The sequence below is a fragment of the Parabacteroides sp. AD58 genome (genome assembly GCF_023744375.2).
Lineage (GTDB): Bacteria > Bacteroidota > Bacteroidia > Bacteroidales > Tannerellaceae > Parabacteroides > Parabacteroides absconsus.
In genome coordinates, this window is record NZ_CP146284.1 from 2,239,412 (window position 1) to 2,259,803 (window position 20,392).

General features: G+C 46.8%; 13 protein-coding genes, 5 tRNA genes and 3 rRNA genes. All 21 read right to left on the reverse strand.

Translation table 11 applies throughout. The features are described from left to right. Positions 1-5: 5 nt before the first annotated feature. A complete protein-coding gene (locus tag NEE14_RS09765) occupies positions 6-779 on the reverse strand; it encodes a LytR/AlgR family response regulator transcription factor (RefSeq protein ID WP_251968196.1) in 774 nt (257 codons plus the stop codon). Beyond that, complete coding sequence (locus NEE14_RS09770) at positions 776-1,816, reverse strand: sensor histidine kinase (protein WP_251968195.1); 1,041 nt, start codon at positions 1,814-1,816, stop codon at positions 776-778. Before NEE14_RS09770 ends, NEE14_RS09765 begins: the two co-directional genes overlap by 4 nt. A gap of 9 nt (positions 1,817-1,825) precedes the next feature. Then, on the reverse strand, positions 1,826-2,728 hold the full coding sequence (locus NEE14_RS09775; RefSeq protein WP_251968194.1) for an efflux RND transporter periplasmic adaptor subunit: 903 nt from the start codon (positions 2,726-2,728) through the stop codon (positions 1,826-1,828). A 25-nt stretch (positions 2,729-2,753) separates the two neighbouring features. Next, positions 2,754-7,088, reverse strand: a complete 4,335-nt coding sequence (locus NEE14_RS09780; RefSeq protein ID WP_251968193.1) for a CusA/CzcA family heavy metal efflux RND transporter — start codon at positions 7,086-7,088, stop codon at positions 2,754-2,756. Between the two features lie 308 nt (positions 7,089-7,396). After that, positions 7,397-7,469, reverse strand: a tRNA-Gly gene (locus NEE14_RS09785). A gap of 10 nt (positions 7,470-7,479) precedes the next feature. Continuing rightward, positions 7,480-7,564 (reverse strand) — tRNA-Leu (locus tag NEE14_RS09790). Positions 7,565-7,586: 22 nt separating this feature from the next. Continuing rightward, positions 7,587-7,659 (reverse strand) — tRNA-Gly (locus NEE14_RS09795). A gap of 86 nt (positions 7,660-7,745) precedes the next feature. Continuing rightward, positions 7,746-8,195 carry a Rieske (2Fe-2S) protein gene (locus tag NEE14_RS09800; RefSeq protein ID WP_251968192.1) on the reverse strand — a complete coding sequence of 150 codons (450 nt, stop codon included), beginning with the start codon at positions 8,193-8,195 and terminating at the stop codon, positions 7,746-7,748. Continuing rightward, complete coding sequence (gene argH, locus NEE14_RS09805) at positions 8,195-9,538, reverse strand: argininosuccinate lyase (protein WP_251968191.1); 1,344 nt, start codon at positions 9,536-9,538, stop codon at positions 8,195-8,197. The genes NEE14_RS09800 and argH overlap by 1 nt, the downstream gene beginning before the upstream one ends. Before the next feature lie 93 nt (positions 9,539-9,631). Then, positions 9,632-10,042 (reverse strand): hypothetical protein, encoded by a 411-nt coding sequence (locus tag NEE14_RS09810; protein ID WP_022456474.1) that lies wholly within the window; start codon positions 10,040-10,042, stop codon positions 9,632-9,634. A gap of 23 nt (positions 10,043-10,065) precedes the next feature. Continuing rightward, on the reverse strand, positions 10,066-10,704 hold the full coding sequence (gene pyrE, locus NEE14_RS09815) for an orotate phosphoribosyltransferase (protein ID WP_251968190.1): 639 nt from the start codon (positions 10,702-10,704) through the stop codon (positions 10,066-10,068). Between the two features lie 172 nt (positions 10,705-10,876). Continuing rightward, positions 10,877-11,563: a ComF family protein gene (locus tag NEE14_RS09820; protein WP_251968189.1), complete on the reverse strand. Its 687-nt coding sequence runs from the start codon at positions 11,561-11,563 to the stop codon at positions 10,877-10,879. Continuing rightward, positions 11,541-12,035 carry a regulatory protein RecX gene (locus NEE14_RS09825; RefSeq protein ID WP_251968188.1) on the reverse strand — a complete coding sequence of 165 codons (495 nt, stop codon included), beginning with the start codon at positions 12,033-12,035 and terminating at the stop codon, positions 11,541-11,543. Before NEE14_RS09825 ends, NEE14_RS09820 begins: the two co-directional genes overlap by 23 nt. Then, positions 12,032-12,880 carry a peptide chain release factor N(5)-glutamine methyltransferase gene (gene prmC / locus NEE14_RS09830; protein ID WP_251968187.1) on the reverse strand — a complete coding sequence of 283 codons (849 nt, stop codon included), beginning with the start codon at positions 12,878-12,880 and terminating at the stop codon, positions 12,032-12,034. The genes NEE14_RS09825 and prmC overlap by 4 nt, the downstream gene beginning before the upstream one ends. 109 nt (positions 12,881-12,989) lie before the next feature. Next, positions 12,990-13,100, reverse strand: a 5S ribosomal RNA gene (gene rrf / locus NEE14_RS09835). A gap of 92 nt (positions 13,101-13,192) precedes the next feature. After that, positions 13,193-16,075 (reverse strand): 23S ribosomal RNA (locus tag NEE14_RS09840). 162 nt (positions 16,076-16,237) lie between these two features. Continuing rightward, positions 16,238-16,311: transfer RNA gene (locus tag NEE14_RS09845), tRNA-Ala, on the reverse strand. A gap of 11 nt (positions 16,312-16,322) precedes the next feature. Continuing rightward, positions 16,323-16,396: transfer RNA gene (locus NEE14_RS09850), tRNA-Ile, on the reverse strand. A 130-nt stretch (positions 16,397-16,526) separates the two neighbouring features. After that, positions 16,527-18,053 (reverse strand): 16S ribosomal RNA (locus NEE14_RS09855). Together the 16S, 23S and 5S rRNA genes with 2 tRNA genes alongside form the textbook arrangement of a ribosomal RNA operon. A gap of 1,009 nt (positions 18,054-19,062) precedes the next feature. Beyond that, positions 19,063-19,848: a 4Fe-4S binding protein gene (locus NEE14_RS09860; protein ID WP_251967537.1), complete on the reverse strand. Its 786-nt coding sequence runs from the start codon at positions 19,846-19,848 to the stop codon at positions 19,063-19,065. Beyond that, positions 19,845-20,357 carry a TlpA family protein disulfide reductase gene (locus NEE14_RS09865; protein ID WP_251967538.1) on the reverse strand — a complete coding sequence of 171 codons (513 nt, stop codon included), beginning with the start codon at positions 20,355-20,357 and terminating at the stop codon, positions 19,845-19,847. Before NEE14_RS09865 ends, NEE14_RS09860 begins: the two co-directional genes overlap by 4 nt. Positions 20,358-20,392 lie beyond the last annotated feature (35 nt).

A 20,392-nucleotide genomic window follows, 5' to 3' on the forward strand; every position in this document is an offset into this window, starting at 1 on the left:
AACATTTATCCTACCAGCCATTCCTTGAACTCGGCCACACGCGCCTTGCTGACCAATACTTTCTCGACAGTCGGCGCTTTCAGATTGATAGAAAGCCGACCGTTAAACCACAAGTCGATATCCAGAATTGCTTTTTTGGAGATAAGAAACTGCCGGTTAGCCCGAAAGAAAAGATGTGGATCCAGACTTTCGGCCAGTTCATCAAGAGTCTGGGGAAAGAGATATTCATGCAGCTGACTGTCGACAGCCTTCACATTCCCGTCGGCTATATAAAAGAACAGAATGGAATCGACCGAAATAGGAAGCAGCTTATCTCCTTTCATCGGAATAAGGAAATGCGTCTTAAAACTCTCTGCCCGTTTTAATTCCTGGAAAATCTTCAGATAATCAGGCTCTTTTTCCGGAGTCGCCATTTCTGCTGCCGGAGAAAATCGTTTTAATTTTTCCAAAGCCCGCTGCAAATCTGGCCGGTTGATCGGCTTCAGCAGGTAATCAATGCTGTTCACCCGAAAAGCACGTAAGGCATATTCATCATAGGCTGTGGTGAAGATGATAGGACACGAGATAGTGATGTGCTCAAAAATCTCGAAGGCCGAGCCGTCGGCCAGATGAATATCCAAAAACACCACATCCGGCATCGGTGAAGTACGGAACCACTCCAGACTGTCGAAGATACTGTCAAGTTCACCGACTACCGTTATCTCTGGAGCCATTTCAGTCAGCAATGCCTTCAGGCTACGCAAGGCTGCTTTTTCATCTTCTATAATCAATGCTTTCATATCAAGGGTAACACAACGATAAAATGATTATTTTCTTCCTTCACTTCAATTTCCTTACCAAACAGGAGCTGATATCGCTTCGAAAGATTACTCAGTCCGATGTGCGTTCCGCTGCTGGCAGTCATCTTAGGCTGAATCGGATTCGATACAATCAGTCGGTCTCCTTCCGTCCAGATATGAATATGCAGCGGGTGCCGGTTACTGATCTCATTATGTTTCACGGCATTCTCGATCAATAGCTGGACCGACACCGGCGGCAACGTCTTCGACAAGATTTCCGGCGCGACCTTTATATCAAACACCAGATTATCTTCATACCGCATCTGAAGCAGATACATATAGGAATGTACGAAATTCATTTCTTCCTCTAACGTCACCCGATGACTATCGCTTTCCTGCAGAGAATAACGCAGCACCTTCGATAACTCCTGCAAATAATCCTGTGCTTTCTCTGGTGTTTCCCGAATCAGGGAATTCAGAGTATTCAACGAGTTGAACAACATGTGCGGATTCAGCTGGCTCTTGAGCGATTCATACTGATTGACCAGATTGGCTGTCCGGAGCATCTGGTTTTCAACCAGCATACGCCGGCTCTTCCGGTTCAGGTACATCAAATAACAGCTTCCTGTAACGATAATGGAAATCAACCCGTCACGCAGCGGATGCAGATAATGGTGCAAGCTGGCATCGATGGCTGGGATATTAAAGTAATGATGCAACCAGACAAAACCCTGCCCCAACAGACTGCTGCCAATCCATGTAATCACAAATGAACTCACCACATGCTGCCGCCTGACATGGATTGAATCTTTATTGAACTTGAAAAGCCACGTATTCAACCCGAAAAGCAGGATTAATGACAGATAAGTAAATATCACCTCGTTCACAACATCTATCGGACGCATATCCGGGAAAGGTGCCTGACCAGTATCCAAATCCAGCAAAGCTATCAATTCCGGGAAATGCGTAAGAAACGCCACCATGATGGAGATGACGTTTATCATGAACAAATATCTGTCAAATCGGATGAGTTTCATACAGCAAAGTTAATCGTTTTTCCGGATTTTCGCACTCACGTACATGCCCGGACGGAACCGGCTGTTCTGGTCCTTTACCCGAGCATAGACCTGCAGGGAACGGTTGACGTCGTCTACTTCCTGTCCAATCGTGATAACTGTTGCTTCGAAGGTTTGTGATCCCATGCCATTGACCTGGAACTCGACCGAACTGCCCACCTGCAAATAGTCAAGATCCTTTTCATAGGCTGTCAGTTCAAGTAATGTCTCCCCTTTATTAATGATATCACATATCGGTTCACCCGCATTCAAATAGGTTCCCAAATTGACCTTCATGTTCGTAACATAGCCGTCGAGCGGAGCCTTCACCTGCAAATACGGCTCAATACCCTGGTCATGTAACTGACGGACATCCACCTGCAGCAGTTTCAGCTGGGCAGCCGCCGCATCCATCCGGCTCTTCATCGAAAGATAATCGGCCTTGCTCTGCTGGAAACGCTTCTGCGAAGCAGCTTCCTGCTCTGACAACATCTTCTGCCGGTTATATTCTTTCTCCAGGTATTCTGCCTGGGCTGCCGATTCCAGATAGGTCTGCTGCAGCTGGATGAATTCCGGGTTTTCCAGCGTAGCAATTACCTCTCCTTGTCTGACGTAACTGCCCGGTAAAAGGTTCGTGCTGTGAATACTTCCTCCCATCGTCAGCGTAACTGTAGCCTGCCGCTGGGGCGGAACAGTGATAACTCCGTTGTAAGAAGCCGACTTAGCTACGTTGGTAGCCGAACTGACGGCATCGGTTTGCTGTACTGAATCTGCCTGGGCAACTGTTTCTGTTGCAGGAGCCGGAGAAGCTTCTTCTTGCTGACTGGCAGGTTGCGGATTATTACAAGATAAAAGGAATAATCCGAGGGTGCTTGCTATGTATATCTTTTTCATCTTCTATAATATTTACGGTTCGTTATTAGTTATCTCCTTCTGTATATAATTCCAGTTCCAGTACCGAAATGTTGTAGCCATACACGGTCTCGATATACTTCTGACGAATATCGCGAGCGCTGGTCAAACTCTGCACAAACTCGACGATATCGATTTCACTTTCCTGAAATTGCAACAGGGCGTTCTTCTGCAGTGACCGGGCTTCGTGTAAGGCAGCCGTCGTGAAGTAATTCAGACTTTCCTGTTGCTGGCGCAGCTTGTTGTGCAGTTCTACCACCTTATTATTCAACTGGCGGCAATTGTCATTGGCTTCCAGCTGGGCAATATGCCAGTCGATCTTCGCCTGCTTGCTCCGGCTCTGCTGCGGGAAGAACAAGACCGGGAAAGAAAGTCCAACCATCCAGGCATTCAGCCCGTTCAGTGGAGAAATCTTCTGCCGGGTATAACCGACTGACAACTCCGGAAAGAATTTACTCCGTTCAACGCGCAACAAGGCCTGCTTCTCGTCCACCCGGCTGTTGAAATAATCCAGATGAATCTGCGACGGCGTATAGGTAACCGGCATAGGGAAACAGCTCATAGTTGTATCCGCCGGAAGAATCGGCTCGTTGGCATAGCAGCTCCAGGCAAAACGGCGGCCGGCAAGCGACAGTTCTTCTTTCGCCTGTATCCACCGTGTATGCATATCGGCAGCCAGTGTCGAGATCATGTCGCGCTGCAACTGGCTGATATCGCCCTGCGCATAACGCAAATCGCCAGTTTTCCGCAACATTTCTGCCAGCTGCTGCTGTTCATCATACAGCTTGTATAACTGAAAAGCATACAAATAATAGGCCCATGCCCGCTTAACTTCAGCTACAACTTCTTTCTTCACCAGATCCCGGTAATGCGTTCCTCCAGCAATTTGTGTATTAACCAGAGCATTCCGGTAGAAAGGAGTCAGCAACGAACCCAACGACTGCTCAATGGCCAGCTCGTTATCATTCCGATAAGCTCCGTTCAACTGTCCCCATGAATAGTTAAACGACATGTTTCCACCATCCCAGATTTCACCCCGGGCAGCCCGGCTTTTCTCCAAAGCGGCTTCGGCTGTCTGCAGACGAGGATGATGCTGCAGGGCAATCGCGACAGCCTCGTCCAGCGAAACTGTCTTCGTCTGTGCCTGACCCGCAGCCGGAATCAGAAGACAGGCCAGTAACAAAGCGGCTTGCGTATACTTCGTTTTCCGAGTTGCTCTACGACGCCATCCGGCAGAAATCTGATTCACCAGCTTATAAAAAGTTGGGATGATAATCAGCGTCAGGATTGTTGAAACCAGCAATCCGCCAATCACTACTGTTGCCAGCGGGCGCTGCACTTCTGCACCGGCCGTTTTAGCAATAGCCATCGGTACAAAACCCAACGACGCTACCAGACCGGTCAGGAATACCGGACGAAGCAGATGCGGGCAACCTTTCCTGATAATGCGATTCGTACACATTGTATATAGATTATGTTTTCGTAAATCATTGAAATGATTGATCATCAGAATACCATTCAACACCGCCACACCAAAGAGGGCTATAAATCCGACTCCCGCCGATATACTGAACGGCAGGCCACGCAGCCAGAGGGCCACAATGCCACCGATGAGCGACAAAGGTACTGTCGAGAACACTACCAACGTGTAAATAACACTTCGGAAAGCGAAGAATAGTAACAGCAGAATCAACAGCAAGGCTATCGGGATAACCACCATCAGGGTTCGGATCGCATTCTGCAAGTTCTCGAACTGACCGCCGTATTCAAAGTAATAGCCCGGCTTCAACTGGACATTCTTATCTAATGATTCCTGAATTTGGGAAACGACTTGTTGGATATCGGCATTGCGCACATTGACACCGATGACGATACGTCGCTTGGTAGCATCCCGATTGATCTGCAACGGTCCGTTGACCAAATCGATCGAAGCCACTTCACTTACTGGAATCTGAATGCCTTCGGCCGTGCGGACAAATAGTTTATCCAGATTCAGGTCTTTCACCTTATCATTATCCAAACGCAGGACCAGATCAAAGCGCCGTTCGTTCTCAAACACGACACCGGCCGTTTCGCCAGCATAAGCCGTACGGATAATGGTATTCAGCTCTTCGATGTTGATACCATAGCGGGCAATCTTCCGCCGGTCATAATTCACCACCAGCTGCGGCAAGCCCATTGCCTGCTCCACCAAGACATCGGCCGCACCCGGCACCTGTTCAACATAACGGGCTGCTTCCTTGGCTTTGCTGTACAGCTCTGCCATATCTTCTCCATACAGCTTGATGGCAATATCCGCCTTGGCTCCGGTCATCAGCTCATTGAAGCGGAGCTGGATCGGCTGACTGAAGTTGAACTCAGCTCCGTCGATCGATTCCAGTTCGGCCTTCATCTTCTCCACCATTTCAGCCCGGCTACCGGCAGATGTCCATTCACTAAACGGCTTCATGACGATCATGATATCTCCATCTTCCACCGCCATCGGATCAGTTGGTACCTCAGCCGTACCGATCTTCGCCACGACGTGTTTGATTTCCGGGAATTTTGCTTTCAGCTTCTTCTCGGCTTCCAGCGATATTTCGATACTCCGGCTCAGCGAACTGCCAGCCGGCAAAGTCATCTGCATAGCGAAGTCACCTTCATCCAAGGTCGGAATAAATTCAGCTCCCAAGCGGGTGAAGAGGAGGAACGAGGCAGCCAACAAGGCGAAAGAAGATACAATCGTTCCCCAGATATGCTTCAGGCAAAAGCTCAGGCAACGCTGATACAGCTTGTTCAAGCGTTCGAAGAAGCGATCGGCCAGTGTCGGTTTCACCGCAATCTGCCGTTTCAGGAACAACGAAGCCATCATTGGCACATAGGTAAGGGATAAAAGCAACGCACCAATGATACAGAACACCAGCGTCTTGGCCATCGGGGTGAAATATTTCCCTTCAATGCCCGTCAGGGTCAGAATCGGGAAGAACACAATCAGGATAATCAGCACAGCAAAGGTCGCACTACGCACCACTTGTCCGGCGCCCGTTTCCACTTCCCGGTCCATTTCTTCCCGGCTCAACTGACGTCCGGCCAGTCTTTTCCCATAAATATGGGCAAGGATTCCTTCCAGGATGACAATCGAGCCATCCACCACAATACCGAAGTCGATCGCCCCCAGACTCATCAGGTTGGCCGATACACCAAAGATGCGCATCAGGATGAATCCGAACAACATAGCTAATGGAATAACCGATGCCACAATCAGGCCGGCACGCACATTTCCTAAGAAAACTATCAAGACGACAAATACGATCAACGCGCCTTCGATCAGATTTCGGATCACGGTCGAGATATTCCGATTCACTAATTCTGAGCGGTTCAGATATGGTTCAACATGAACACCTTCGGGCAACATCTTCTGTACTTTCTCCACCCGCTTTTCCAGTTCCTGAGTGACGATATTGGCATTGGCACCTTTCAGCATCATGGCAATTCCGCCCACGCATTCGCCTTCCCCGTCTTTTGTCATGGCACCAAAGCGTTTGGGAGCTCCGAAACGGACTTTTCCGATATCGCTGATATGAATCGGAATGCCACCCCGGTTGGTTATCACGATCTTCTCAATATCTTCTAATTGTCCGATCATACCTTCCGAACGGATATAATAGGCACGGTTCACCTTTTCAATGTAACTACCACCCGTATTCTGATTGTTCCGGCTTAAAGCCTCGAATACTTCGCCGATTGTGATATTGAGCGAGTAAAGCGCATCCGGATCGATCGCTACCTCATACTGTTTCAGATAACCGCCGAAACTGTTGATCTCGACAATTCCCGGAATACCCGACAACTGGCGTTTCACAATCCAATCCTGAATTGTGCGCAGTTCCATCGCATCATATTTCTTCTCATATCCCGGATCTACCTTTAATACATACTGGTAAATTTCACCCAGACCGGTGGTTATCGGCATCAGCTCCGGTGTACCCAATTCGGGCGGAATCTCACCGGCAACGGTCTGAATCTGTTCGTTGATCAGCTGGCGTGCATCCAGCGTGGGCACATTCTCCTTGAAAACCACAGTCACCAACGAGAGGCCGAAACGCGAAACAGAGCGGATTTCTTCCACGTTCATGATATTGCTCATGGCAATCTCGATCGGGAATGTAATCAACTGCTCGACCTCCTGCGGGGCAAGCGTTGGCGAGACAGTCACAATCTGCACCTGATTGTTGGTAATGTCGGGCACGGCATCAATGGGCAGTGTCAGCATCGAATAAATACCTCCGATCAGCAGGAAAATGGTAGTCAGCGCTACAAACAGTTTCTTGCGGATGGAGAAACGGACAATAGATGTAAACATAATATCAGCATTTTTATTATGGAAACAAAAGTAACAGTACATCGTGCACGTTGTGGTTAAAAACGAATGAGGCTGACAAACTGAAGCGTGAACTGTCTGTTTCGGCTCTTGATTTTTTCATGCAGGCTTCAGAAAGTATCAAAAGAGCAAGAGAAAATTCATGCCTATGTTTTCATCATTTCATGCCTATATTTTCATCAATTTCTGCCTACCTTTTGATGAAAAGCCGGCGTCTTTTTGGAAAGAAGTAACTATAAATAAAAAGCCCCGCTATTCCGAAGAATTACGAGGCTTTATTTGGAAGCAAGAGCGGAAGACGGGACTCGAACCCGCGACCCTAACCTTGGCAAGGTTATGCTCTACCAACTGAGCTACTTCCGCATAAAAGCTGTACTCGAAGCGGGACTTGAACCCGCACAGCTGCAATAGCCAAAGGATTTTAAGTCCTTCGTGTCTACCGATTCCACCATTCGAGCATCCCTTTCACTTAAAGTGATGAGCGGAAGACGGGACTCGAACCCGCGACCCTAACCTTGGCAAGGTTATGCTCTACCAACTGAGCTACTTCCGCATTTTCGCTTTCGGTATCTTAATTCCCGATTGCGAGTGCAAAGGTATACATATTTTTTATACTACCAAACTTTTCGGAAGAAAAATTTAATTTGTGACATATAATTTCGTTCCACTCAAGGCCGTTTGATACTGTTTCAGTCCACGTGTAGCCGGACCTTCCACCAAACTTCCATAGCCTTCAAAGACATTATACGTCGAACCACATTTCGGACAAATCGCATAAATAGCATCATCATCCATTTCCACACGGACGCTAGCTTGTGTTTCATTAGGACAAGCCAAATCATAGGCATGATACCCATCCACACTGTGATAAACCAAAACACCACCTAATCCGGTACGATCTCTCGAGCCAAACAAGCCGGAAGTCTTCCCTAAAATATACTCCTTATAAGCCATCACGCCATTCAGATCTTTATCTTCAAAGGTCAGATCCAACTCCAGATAAACAGGATAAGACGGGAAATAACTGTGCTCTGTCTGCGTACAAGACAAAGCACAGAATAATATAAGTAAAGAGATAAACTTTCTCATCAGACATTCTTTAACAAGGCTTCAACAGCTGCATTCATTTTCTCGAAATGGAAACCATCTACCGCTTTCTGCATCAAAGCAGCGATTTCGGAATTGCATAAATTGCCGATACTGCCTTCATGGGTATGATGCACATGCTTGTCTGCCACAAACTTGCCAGCTTCGATCTCTAATCCAACCTGCTTGTAGGCATCCCGGAAAGGAACACCGGCCAACACACGGCGATTGACTTCTTCTACACTGAACAACAATGAATATTTGTCATCATCCAGAATATGTTCATTCACCTTGACTTCACGCATCATATGAGTAACCATCCGCAAGCAATCCTTCAATTCATCAAACGAAGGCAGGAATACTTCCTTGATAATCTGCAGATCACGGAAATAACCCGAAGGCAGATTATTACAGATCAAGGTAATCTGATTGGGCAAACCCTGGATTTTATTGCATTTTGCACGCGTCAGTTCAAACACATCCGGATTCTTCTTATGCGGCATGATGCTGGAACCCGTCGTAAACTGATCCGGCAACTTGATAAAACCAAAATTCTGGCTGTTGAACAGACAGGCATCAAATGCCAGCTTAGACAATGTTCCGGCAATACCAGCCAGGGCAAAAGCCACGGTCCGCTCCATCTTGCCACGTCCCATCTGGGCATAAACGACATTGTAATCCATGGAATCAAAGCCTAATAAATCAGTCGTCATCTGACGGTTCAACGGAAATGAAGAGCCATAACCGGCAGCCGAGCCTAAAGGATTCCGATTACAAATCCGATATGCCGCCTGCAACAACAGCATATCATCTGTCAGACTTTCGGCATACGCGCCAAACCAAAGGCCAAAAGAAGAAGGCATAGCGATCTGCAAATGCGTGTAACCTGGTAACAGTACATCTTTATAACGTTCACTCTGCTGTTGAAGCACATTAAACAAATCCTGCACCAACTGTACCAACTCCTGTATTTCGGCACGTGTGTATAATTTCAGATCCACCAATACCTGATCATTTCGCGAACGGCCGCTGTGAATCTTCTTTCCCATATCGCCCAACTGACGGGTCAGCATCAGTTCCACCTGCGAATGTACATCTTCAATACCATCCTCTATCACAAACTTTCCAGCTTCAGCAATCGCATAAATCTTACGCAACTCAGCCAACAGCTGCTTCAATTCGTCGGCTTTCAACAAACCGATCTTTTCAAGCATGGTTATATGTGCCATCGAACCCAGCACATCATATTTCGCCAAGTATAAATCCATTTCACGGTCACGACCAACCGTGAACACATCCACTTCATGATCTACCTGGACATTCTTTTCCCAAAGTTTTTGAGCCATAATTATTCTCTTTATATATGAGCGAAAGAAGCAGAGAGCCGAACTTCCATTTCCAACTCTCTGCTTCCTGCTATTTATTCATCATCAAAATTATCAATAAGGCAATGAGGCCAACACCGTAGATATTTTATCTAATGCATCCTGTAATGGCTTCGACACCATTGGCTTCAAGAACGAATTCAACTCTGCACGTACTGTCAGACGCATCCGTGTATCCATTTCCTGCACCTGCTTTAATTGAATCCACAGGAACAGTGGTACCGGTGAATTGGTTGTCTGAAACTTAATCGTCTTGCAGGGCTCACGGTCCACAATCTGGAAAGTTATCTTTCCTACCGGACTCACCGAGAAACTGCAAGAATCACTGTCAAACTCAAAGTCCTTAATTTTATCTTGAGGTATGCGATCTTTGATCCGTTCTAAATTAGACAAGTCAGAAAGCATCGCATAAATACGTTCATCGTTCTGTGGGATCTGTTTGATCTCACTCACAAATTCTGTCATTCAATTAATTATCAGTTTACAGTTTATTTATCAGGGTTCCAGCCAGCCGGATCTTTTCTCCACTCTTGCAATACTGCAATTTCTGATTCAGCAATATAATCTGTGCGAACAGCTTCTTCCAATACTGCATCATAATTACTCAATGTGTTCAGAGTAACCTTTGCTTCCTTGAAAGCTTCTACAGCTACCGGGAAACCATACGTAAAGATTGCCACCATACCGATTACGTCACAACCAAAATTACGTACTGCCTGAACTGCTTTCAAACTACTTCCGCCTGTTGAAACCAAGTCTTCAATAATAACCACTTTCGATCCGGGTTTCAATTCTCCTTCAATCAAGTTCTCCAGACCATGGTCTTTTGGGGTTGAACGAATATAAACGAAAGGCAATCCCAGTAAGTCAGCTACTAACGCGCCTTGTGCAATAGCACCGGTAGCAACGCCCGCAATCGCATCTACATTTTCATACTTCTCACTTACCATACGTGCTAATTCCAACTTGATGAAACTACGGACAGCCGGATATGAAAGTGTCTTGCGATTGTCATTGTAAATAGGAGATTTCCAACCTGAAGCCCAGGTAAATGGATTCGCAGGCTGCAATTTCACAGCCTTAATCTTCAATAATTTTTCTGCGACTAATCTTTCCAGTGTTTTCATACAATCCTCATTCTATTTATTTGTTCTGCAAAAATAATCAAACTCGCCGACAAACTGTAGCTATTATTCTTTTATTTTTCAAACAAGCCGTAAAATATTTTCACATACAGTCTAATAGCTATACAGCCCTAAGGCAAGTTATTTGCCGCTTTCTCCTGCGTTCATATACACTTTATACTTTTGCAAGAGCAAAAGCGCCTAACTCTATGCCCGGAATATCTCCTAAAGCAGCTGCACACGCATTAAAAGTGGCACCCGTCGTAAGTACATCATCTATCAATAATACTTTCTTGTTTTTCAACTTTTCAGCATCTGCCAGTTCAAATACATCCTGCATATTGGTCCACCGGTCATACACATTCCGGTGAGTCTGCGTTTCTGTTTTTACACCGCGCACCAAAACCGACGTTTCAATCGGTACAGACAACACGGATTGTATGCCCTTGGCAATCCATTCCGATTGATTATATCCTCGTTCCTTCAATCGCTTCGGATGCAAAGGAACGGGCAATAAGACATCGAATCCGCATAAAGGATGATTTTCTTGCTGTAAATGACGAAAAGCCAAGCGCCCCAGACTAAAGGCCAGTTCTTTATTATCATAATATTTCAACGCATGAATCAACTGCTGTACATGCCCGCCTTTTTCAAAGAGGAAGAAAGCATAAGCCAGTCTGATCTCCGACTTCCCCACAAACAAAGAATTCCACGTTTCAGTATCCTGGTGTCTTATACGCGGCAGATCACACAGGCAACTCAAGCAAACCTGTTCTTCCCCTTCTACCAGAGGTTCTTCACAAAGCATACACAACCTCGGATAAAACAGATGCAGGAAATCATTCCATATCGAATTCTTCATGAGCGCTATCTTTTATCAGTCGTTTCAGGCACAAAGCGGCTTCAGCAGGTTGAAATCCGCGTCCTGCAGCAAAGCGCAGCAGCTTATAATAGCGTTCCCGATCATCTTTCGCCTTGACAGACTTCATTTTTGCTTTCAGCAGTTCCATCAAAACCTGGTTATATGCTTCTGCTTCCAACAAAGCCAAAGCCTGATCAATCACTTCTTCGGAAATACCTTTACGCTGTAACTCACAACGAATCTTGTATTTTCCCCAGCGGTTGAACCGGAACTTATCATTGACAAAGGCACGGGCAAAACGGGATTCATCAATAAATTTCTCCTGCTTCAAACGACTTATAATGCGCGTCACAGCCTCTTGCTCCAATTCTGTCTTCTCCAGCTTCTGCCGGACCTCCTGTTCGCATCTCTCGGCAGAAGAGCAATACGCTGCCATGCGATGTAACATTTCCTGTTCATCCAACTTTTTCATAGTACAAGCTGAGCTTTAAGCATTCTATCTTTTCCAAAATAATCTTTGATAATTTCTGTCTGACTGAATCTTTCCCTATTTAATAATTCACGCATTGCATCTCCACACTGCTCATTGATTTCAAAATACAACCAACCTCCAGCCGTCAAATGTCGTTTTGCCAATTGCACAATCCGACGATAAAACAACAGAGGATCGGTATCAGGTACAAAAAGGGCCTGATGAGGTTCATAATTCAACACTCCCGCATCCATCTCTTGCTGTTCATGCTCCATGATATAAGGTGGATTACTTACAATACAGTCATATTGACCTAAGCAAGAATCGACATCGGCCGACAAGACATCCTGACTTATCCATGAAACTGACACCTGATTCAATGCCGCATTACCCGCAGCTACCTGCAAAGCCAATGAAGATACATCCAATCCCGTTACTTGAGCACCAGGAAGAAATGATGCCAGAGAAACCGCGATACAGCCACTCCCTGTCCCAATATCCAATATCCGTACAGAGGGATGAGAAGTGAAATCATCAACAATCAGACGGACCAGCTCTTCCGTTTCAGGACGGGGTATCAATACCTCCCGATTTACCTGAAAAGGCAATCCGCAGAAAGTCGTTTTTCCTAAAATATACTGAATTGGTTCCTTCTTTGCCAACCGTTCCACCATCGCAGCAATCTGTTGCCGCTGATGATCCGTCAATACATCGTCTGCCAACAGCAAACGATAAGGAGGAATACCTGCCACCTCTTCCATCATCCAACGGATCAGTTCCCTCAGTTCTCCTGGCGGATATAGCGCATCCAACTGCTGATGTATGTTAGCCAATGCTTGCTTCATTCAGTCATTTCTATTTTCTGTATAAAGGTACAAAATCCTGGGCGAGAAAGCAAGGTTTCAACACGAAAAAAGCCGATCCAACAGATGTCGAACCGGCTTTCTCTTTCTAAAACGGCGGCTACCTACTCTCCCACTGTTACGCAGTACCATCGGCGTGACGAGGCTTAACTTCTCTGTTCGGAATGGGAAGAGGTGGATCCCTCGTGCTATAACCACCTTAATTTCTTTATTTAAATCTTTTGAACCTGCCGTACATCCCGTAAAGTCTTCCGGAAGACCTTTTCTGCTTCGTAACTATCAATCCTTTTTCCGATAAGAAAGTTTCGGGCTATTAGTACTGCTCGGCTTCGCCATTACTGACCTTACACCTGCAGCCTATCAACGTCATCGTCTTTGACGACCCTCCTAAGGAAATCTTATCTTGAGGTTGGCTTCGTACTTAGATGCTTTCAGCACTTATCCTTTCCAGACTTAGATACCCGGCGGTGCACCTGGCGGTACAACCGGTAAACCAGAGGTCTGTCCAACACGGTCCTCTCGTACTAGTGTCAGATCCCCGCAAATTTCCTGCGCCCACGATAGATAGAGACCGAACTGTCTCACGACGTTCTGAACCCAGCTCGCGTGCCACTTTAATGGGCGAACAGCCCAACCCTTGGGACCTTCTCCAGCCCCAGGATGTGACGAGCCGACATCGAGGTGCCAAACCCCTCCGTCGATATGAGCTCTTGGGAGGGATCAGCCTGTTATCCCCGGAGTACCTTTTATCCTTTGAGCGATGGCCCTTCCATACGGAACCACCGGATCACTATGCTCTAGTTTCCTACCTGATCGACTTGTTTGTCTCCCAGTCAAGCACCCTTATGCCATTACACTCTGCGACCGGTTACCAATCGGTCTGAGGGTACCTTTAGAAGCCTCCGTTACGCTTTTGGAGGCGACCACCCCAGTCAAACTACCCACCATACAGTGTCCTCGCTTTCCGCAAGTTAGAACTCAAACAATCAAAGGGCCGTATTTCAACGGCGGCTCCACTAATACTGGCGTACCAGCTTCATAGCCTCCGGCCTATCCTACACATCAATTGCCCAAATTCAATGTAAAGCTATAGTAAAGGTTCACGGGGTCTTTTCGTCCCATCGCGGGTAATCGGCATCTTCACCGATACTACAATTTCACCGAGCTCACGGTTGAGACAGTGCCCAGATCGTTACACCATTCGTGCAGGTCGGAACTTACCCGACAAGGAATTTCGCTACCTTAGGACCGTTATAGTTACGGCCGCCGTTTACTGGGGCTTCAATTCAAGCCTTCGCTTGCGCTGAGCTCTCCTCTTAACCTTCCAGCACCGGGCAGGTGTCAGGCTGTATACTTCATGTTAACTATTTCGCACAGCCATGTGTTTTTGTTAAACAGTCGCCTGGGCCTATTCTCTGCGGCCGATCTTCCGATCGGCGTCCTTTATCCCGAAGTTACAGGACCATTTTGCCTAGTTCCTTAACCGTGACTCACTCGAGCGCCTCAGTATTTTCAACCCAACTACGTGTGTCCGTTTGTGGTACGGGTACTTCAATGATTATGTTTAGCGGATTTTCTCGGGAGCCTGGTTACGTCCATGTTGGATTGCACCGGGGTGCGTTCCATACTCTCAGGTTCGGATCTCTCTGCGGATTTGCCTACAAAGATCTGCTCCTACACCCTTCAACCGGCTATTCCGTCAGCCGGCAGGACTGTCACTTCTCCGTCTCCACGTCACTCATTAAAGCAGTAACGGAATATTAACCGTTTCTTCCATCGGCTTCGCCGTTCGGCTTATCCTTAGGTCCCGACTTACCCTGATCCGATTAACGTTGATCAGGAAACCTTAGTCTTTCGGCGAGGAGGTTTCTCACCTCCTTTATCGTTACTTATACCTACATTTGCTTTTCCGGAAGCTCCAACGGAGGTCATCCTCCATCTTCGACGCCGCCGGAATGCTCCCCTACCAATCTCTAAAGATTCCACTGCTTCGGTAAATGCTTTATGCCCGATTATTATCCATGCCAAATTCCTCGACTAGTGAGCTGTTACGCACTCTTTAAATGAATGGCTGCTTCCAAGCCAACATCCTAGCTGTCTTTGCAATCTGACTTCGTTTTCTCAACTTAAGCATTATTTCGGGACCTTAGCAGGTGGTCTGGATTCTTCTCCTCTCGGACATGGACCTTAGCACCCATGCCCTCACTCCATGGAATCATATAATACGCATTCGGAGTTTGTCTGGACTTGATAGGCGGTGAAGCCCTCGCATCCAATCAGTCGCTCTACCTCATATTATACTTCGCACAGGCTGCACCTAAATGCATTTCGGGGAGTACGAGCTATCTCCAAGTTTGATTAGCCTTTCACCCCTACCCTCATCTCATTGGAACACTTTTCAACGTATAACCATTCGGACCTCCAGGTGGTGTTACCCAACCTTCATCCTGGACAAGGGTAGATCACTTGGTTTCGCGTCTACTCACAGTGACTTGATGCCCTTTTCAGACTCGCTTTCGCTTCGGATTCGTACCTGAAGTACTTAACCTTGCCACTGAAAGTAACTCGTAGGTTCATTATGCAAAAGGCACGCCGTCACTCATTGCTGAGCTCCGACCGCTTGTAGGCAGACGGGTTCAGGGTCTATTTCACTCCTCTGTTCGAGGTTCTTTTCACCTTTCCTTCACAGTACTGGTTCGCTATCGGTCTCTCGGGAGTATTTAGCCTTACGGGATGGGCCCCGCTGCTTCGCGCAGAATTCCTCGTGCTCCGCGTTACTCAGGATGCCACTAGGCTTCGGCCTTGAGTCGTGTACCGGGCTGTCACCGTCTCTGGCCCACCTTTCCAGATGGTTCTACTTCAAGGCTGTCTTGCCACGTCGTGGTCCTACTACCCCGGCTTTGCCTAGACAAAACCGGTTTGGGCTCTTCCGCGTTCGCTCGCCACTACTTGCGGAATCACATTTTGTTTTCTTCTCCTACGGGTACTTAGATGTTTCAGTTCCCCGCGTTTGCCCCTTGTTTCAAGGTGACAGGCCTTCTACCTGCCGGGTTGCCCCATTCGGATATCCCGGGATCAAGGATTATTTGCATCTCCCCCGGGCTTTTCGCAGCTTATCACGTCCTTCTTCGCCTCCGAGAGCCAAGGCATCCACCGTCTGCCCTTGCTTACTTTCTTTATCTGGCACTTAACGCGCCGGATTGATATTTACTAAGCTTGCTCTTCTTTTTTACTTTACTGAATGTACAACATGTCAAAGATCTTTCTGAATTGAAAATTGAAAATGGAGAATTGAAAATTATTTTTCGTTTTTCCCTTTCCAGCATCAATTCTACTCTGTGGAGAATAACGGATTCGAACCGTTGACCCTCTGCGTGCAAAGCAGATGCTCTAGCCAGCTGAGCTAATCCCCCGTATCTGAGAGTAGTCCCAGGCAGAGTTGAACTGCCGACCTCTACATTATCAGTGTAGCGCTCTAACCAACTGAGCTATAGGACTGTCAACTTTGCCGGTTTCCCAGCTTCATCTTTTTCTCTCTATTATCTTTTCATATCCAACCTGTAGTACAAGGTATTCTTCATTCATACCTCTACTTGATCCTTTCTTCCTTCGGAATCTCTCGCTCCAGAAAGGAGGTGTTCCAGCCGCACCTTCCGGTACGGCTACCTTGTTACGACTTAGCCCCAGTCACCAGTTTTACCCTAGGCCGATCCTCACGGTTACGGACTTCAGGTACTCCCGGCTCCCATGGCTTGACGGGCGGTGTGTACAAGGCCCGGGAACGTATTCACCGCGCCATGGCTGATGCGCGATTACTAGCGAATCCAGCTTCACGGAGTCGAGTTGCAGACTCCGATCCGAACTGAGACGTGGTTTGGAGATTAGCTCCTTGTCGCCAAGTGGCTGCTCTTTGTCCACGCCATTGTAACACGTGTGTCGCCCCGGATGTAAGGGCCGTGCTGATTTGACGTCATCCCCGCCTTCCTCACAGCTTACGCTGGCAGTCCCGCTAGAGTCCTCAACTTTACTTGTTAGTAACTAACGGCAAGGGTTGCGCTCGTTATGGCACTTAAGCCGACACCTCACGGCACGAGCTGACGACAACCATGCAGCACCTCGCAATCCGCTATTGCTAGAAACCGACTTTCATCGGCAGTCAGACTGCGTTCAAACCCGGGTAAGGTTCCTCGCGTATCATCGAATTAAACCACATGTTCCTCCGCTTGTGCGGGCCCCCGTCAATTCCTTTGAGTTTCACCGTTGCCGGCGTACTCCCCAGGTGGATTACTTAACGCTTTCGCTGTAGAGCTTACACTATATCGCAAACTCCTAGTAATCATCGTTTACTGCGTGGACTACCAGGGTATCTAATCCTGTTTGATACCCACGCTTTCGTGCTTCAGTGTCAGTTATGGCTTGGCAAGCTGCCTTCGCAATCGGAGTTCTGCGTGATATCTATGCATTTCACCGCTACACCACGCATTCCGCCTACCTCAAACATACTCAAGTCTCCCAGTATCAATGGCAATTTTATGGTTAAGCCACAAACTTTCACCGCTGACTTAAGAAACCACCTACGCACCCTTTAAACCCAATAAATCCGGATAACGCTCGCATCCTCCGTATTACCGCGGCTGCTGGCACGGAGTTAGCCGATGCTTATTCATACGGTACATACAAAAAACCACGCGTGGCTCACTTTATTCCCGTATAAAAGAAGTTTACAAACCATAGATCCTTCATCCTTCACGCGACTTGGCTGGTTCAGCCTCTCGGCCATTGACCAATATTCCTCACTGCTGCCTCCCGTAGGAGTTTGGTCCGTGTCTCAGTACCAATGTGGGGGACCTTCCTCTCAGAACCCCTATCCATCGTCGGTTTGGTGGGCCGTTACCCCGCCAACTGCCTAATGGAACGCATGCCTATCTATCAGCGATGAATCTTTAACAAATATTCCCATGCGGGACCCCTGTTTCATGGAGCATTAATTCATCTTTCGATGAGCTATTCTCCTCTGATAGGTAAGTTGCATACGCGTTACTCACCCGTGCGCCGGTCGCCGGCAGAGTATTGCTACTCCCCGATGCCCCTCGACTTGCATGTGTTAAGCCTGTCGCTAGCGTTCATCCTGAGCCAGGATCAAACTCTTCGTTGTTGAAATTGTTTTATGTCTTTGCTCAAGATTCCGTCTTCCCTTCAGGTTCAAGTATTATTGACGGTATTCATTCTAAATACTTGTACTACTGTTGTATATGTAATTTTCTCAAAGAACTCTTCCCAATCGGTTTCTTGCGAAACGTGGTGCAAAGGTAAGGATTTTTATTTTTATCTTCCAAATTTTTTCGAAGTTTTTTTTCGATTTATTTTCTCGGAAGACCGCCGGGCGGATATCGGATATCTGCTTGGATTCTTCCAACCTCATCCTCTTTCCTCTCCGGATCCTTAACCCGTTTCCATCATGTTGTCTCACGCATCTCTCTCGATTGCGGGTGCAAAAGTACTGCTTTATAACATATCCTCCAAATGTTTTTGCTACTTTTTTTTCAATTATTTTTTGCCTTTCCTGATTGTCAGGATGTTATGAATGCACTTTTTCTTCCCTCTTTTGGATTTACTTTCCTCCGTTCTTTTGGCTTGACCCAAAAGAACCAAAAGGTCAAGGCTACACTCCGAAGGCTACAAATTTGCTTCCCTCCGCTAAAATCCCGGATAACTCGCGCTACGCGCTCAAACAGCCGGGATTTCTTTACGCTCCGCTCGCAATTTGCTTTACGCCTTCTCCGTTAGGCCGGTCCTTTTATCCTCCTGCTTTCCGTTCTTCCCTTTTATTTTTCTTCCTTTCCTCTTATTTTTCTCCCTTTAATTCTCAATTTTCAACCCTCCATTTTCAATTGACCAAAAGCCGGCGTATTTTTATCATTTCTCACCGGCTTTTCAACAAAAGACGCCGGCTTTTTTCTCTTTCCTGCCTACCTTTTTAAATGAAATAAACGGGAATCAAAATTGATTCCTTTCGGTTTCGTTTTCGATTCCCGTTTATCTTACCCGGTATTCTTTCTTATATACCTTAATATAGCAATAGCTAATTTCTTTTATACCCTTCACACACGTAGTCATTTTATTAATAATCAATCACTTCCTGTGAAGGGTGTGAAATCTAAGTCTCATAAGAACAATTCAGGGGCTTTACGCGCGCTGAAGTTCTTATACAAGTATTCAGCAAAAGGATTCGGGAACGTCCGTGCTTCTTCCGGGCATTCTTTTACACAGGCACAACACTTGATGCAAAGAACGGGATCACTGATCATTTCACCGTTCTGTATGGAAATTGCCCCTACCGGACAGATATCCACACAATGTCCGCACAGATTACAGCGAGAGGCATCGACAAGTGGAGCCGACGGCGCCGCTGCTTTCTTTTCTTTGTAAGGTCTGTTGCCCTTCACTTTCAAAGGAGGTAAAGCCTCCAAAGAAGGATAAGCCTCGAGTTTTTCCAGCACATGCTGTCCGAAAAGGAAAGCATCATCATGATCTTTCTGATCCGGACGCCCCGCAGCTACCGGATATTGCGAGCAGCTGAAAGAATGTTCTCCCACAAAGGCGGCAGCGGCCAGCAACGTAAATCCCTGTTGTACCAGCAAATCCGACAATTCCAGCAACGCATCTTCGTAATCCCGGTTTCCATAGACAACCACAGGAACTACCGGAGATTCTTTCCCGACAAATTTCTGCAGGCGTTTTACCGCCGTATCGGGCACACGCCCTCCGTACACCGGTACGGCCACGATCGTCAGTTCTTTTTCTACCGCTTCTTCCGATTCAGGCATTTCGTAAGTCAAATCGGATTCTGAATACGAAACCGCCCCCATTCCTTCCACAATGGCGTGGGCTATTTTAGCCGAAGAGTGTGTGGGAGAAAAATAAATGACATGTACATGCTTATAGTTCATTTCTTTAATGCTCCTTCTATTTGTTTCATCAACTCCGCAAATTCCTGATCTGTATAGCCTTTACTGGTATAAACGACCTTGCCGTCTTTCCCGATCAGATAACTGCGGGGAATCAGGTTTTTGGCAAAGGCATTAAAGATGGCCCGGTTCTTGTCCGGATACAACGGAAAAGCAAAGCCTTTCTTCTGGTTATACTTTGTCAGGTCGGCATCCGTATGTTCCCGACCGATCACCAGCAAAACAAAATCTTTATTGTCTTTGTATTTCGGCCAAAGCTGATCTTTTACAGCTGCCAGTTCCTTCTGACAGGGCGGACACCAGGTGGCAAACAAGTTTACCAAAATGACCTTTCCCTTCAACGAAGAAGAAGTCAGCTGTGTTCCGTCGTCGTGCACAATCGTAAAGGCCGGCATGGCATCACCCACTTTCACGATGTCATTTGAATCATTTTGAGACCAGGCCACACAGGCCAGCAAAAGACTGAATGTAATAAACAAAAATTTCTTCATCAGATTTATTTTATTGTTTTTATTATGCATTGACA

Coding starts and splice junctions, on each gene's coding strand:
- NEE14_RS09825 (WP_251968188.1), bottom strand. CDS start 12,035: ATGAAAAAGTTGGATGAACAGGAAATGTTACATCGCATGGCAGCGTAT.
- NEE14_RS09865 (WP_251967538.1), bottom strand. CDS start 20,357: ATGAAGAAATTTTTGTTTATTACATTCAGTCTTTTGCTGGCCTGTGTG.
- pyrE (WP_251968190.1), bottom strand. CDS start 10,704: ATGAAAACACTGGAAAGATTAGTCGCAGAAAAATTATTGAAGATTAAG.
- NEE14_RS09775 (WP_251968194.1), bottom strand. CDS start 2,728: ATGAAAAAGATATACATAGCAAGCACCCTCGGATTATTCCTTTTATCT.
- argH (WP_251968191.1), bottom strand. CDS start 9,538: ATGGCTCAAAAACTTTGGGAAAAGAATGTCCAGGTAGATCATGAAGTG.
- NEE14_RS09800 (WP_251968192.1), bottom strand. CDS start 8,195: ATGAGAAAGTTTATCTCTTTACTTATATTATTCTGTGCTTTGTCTTGT.
- prmC (WP_251968187.1), bottom strand. CDS start 12,880: ATGAAGCAAGCATTGGCTAACATACATCAGCAGTTGGATGCGCTATAT.
- NEE14_RS09770 (WP_251968195.1), bottom strand. CDS start 1,816: ATGAAACTCATCCGATTTGACAGATATTTGTTCATGATAAACGTCATC.
- NEE14_RS09765 (WP_251968196.1), bottom strand. CDS start 779: ATGAAAGCATTGATTATAGAAGATGAAAAAGCAGCCTTGCGTAGCCTG.
- NEE14_RS09820 (WP_251968189.1), bottom strand. CDS start 11,563: ATGAAGAATTCGATATGGAATGATTTCCTGCATCTGTTTTATCCGAGG.
- NEE14_RS09780 (WP_251968193.1), bottom strand. CDS start 7,088: ATGTTTACATCTATTGTCCGTTTCTCCATCCGCAAGAAACTGTTTGTA.
- NEE14_RS09860 (WP_251967537.1), bottom strand. CDS start 19,848: ATGAACTATAAGCATGTACATGTCATTTATTTTTCTCCCACACACTCT.
- NEE14_RS09810 (WP_022456474.1), bottom strand. CDS start 10,042: ATGACAGAATTTGTGAGTGAGATCAAACAGATCCCACAGAACGATGAA.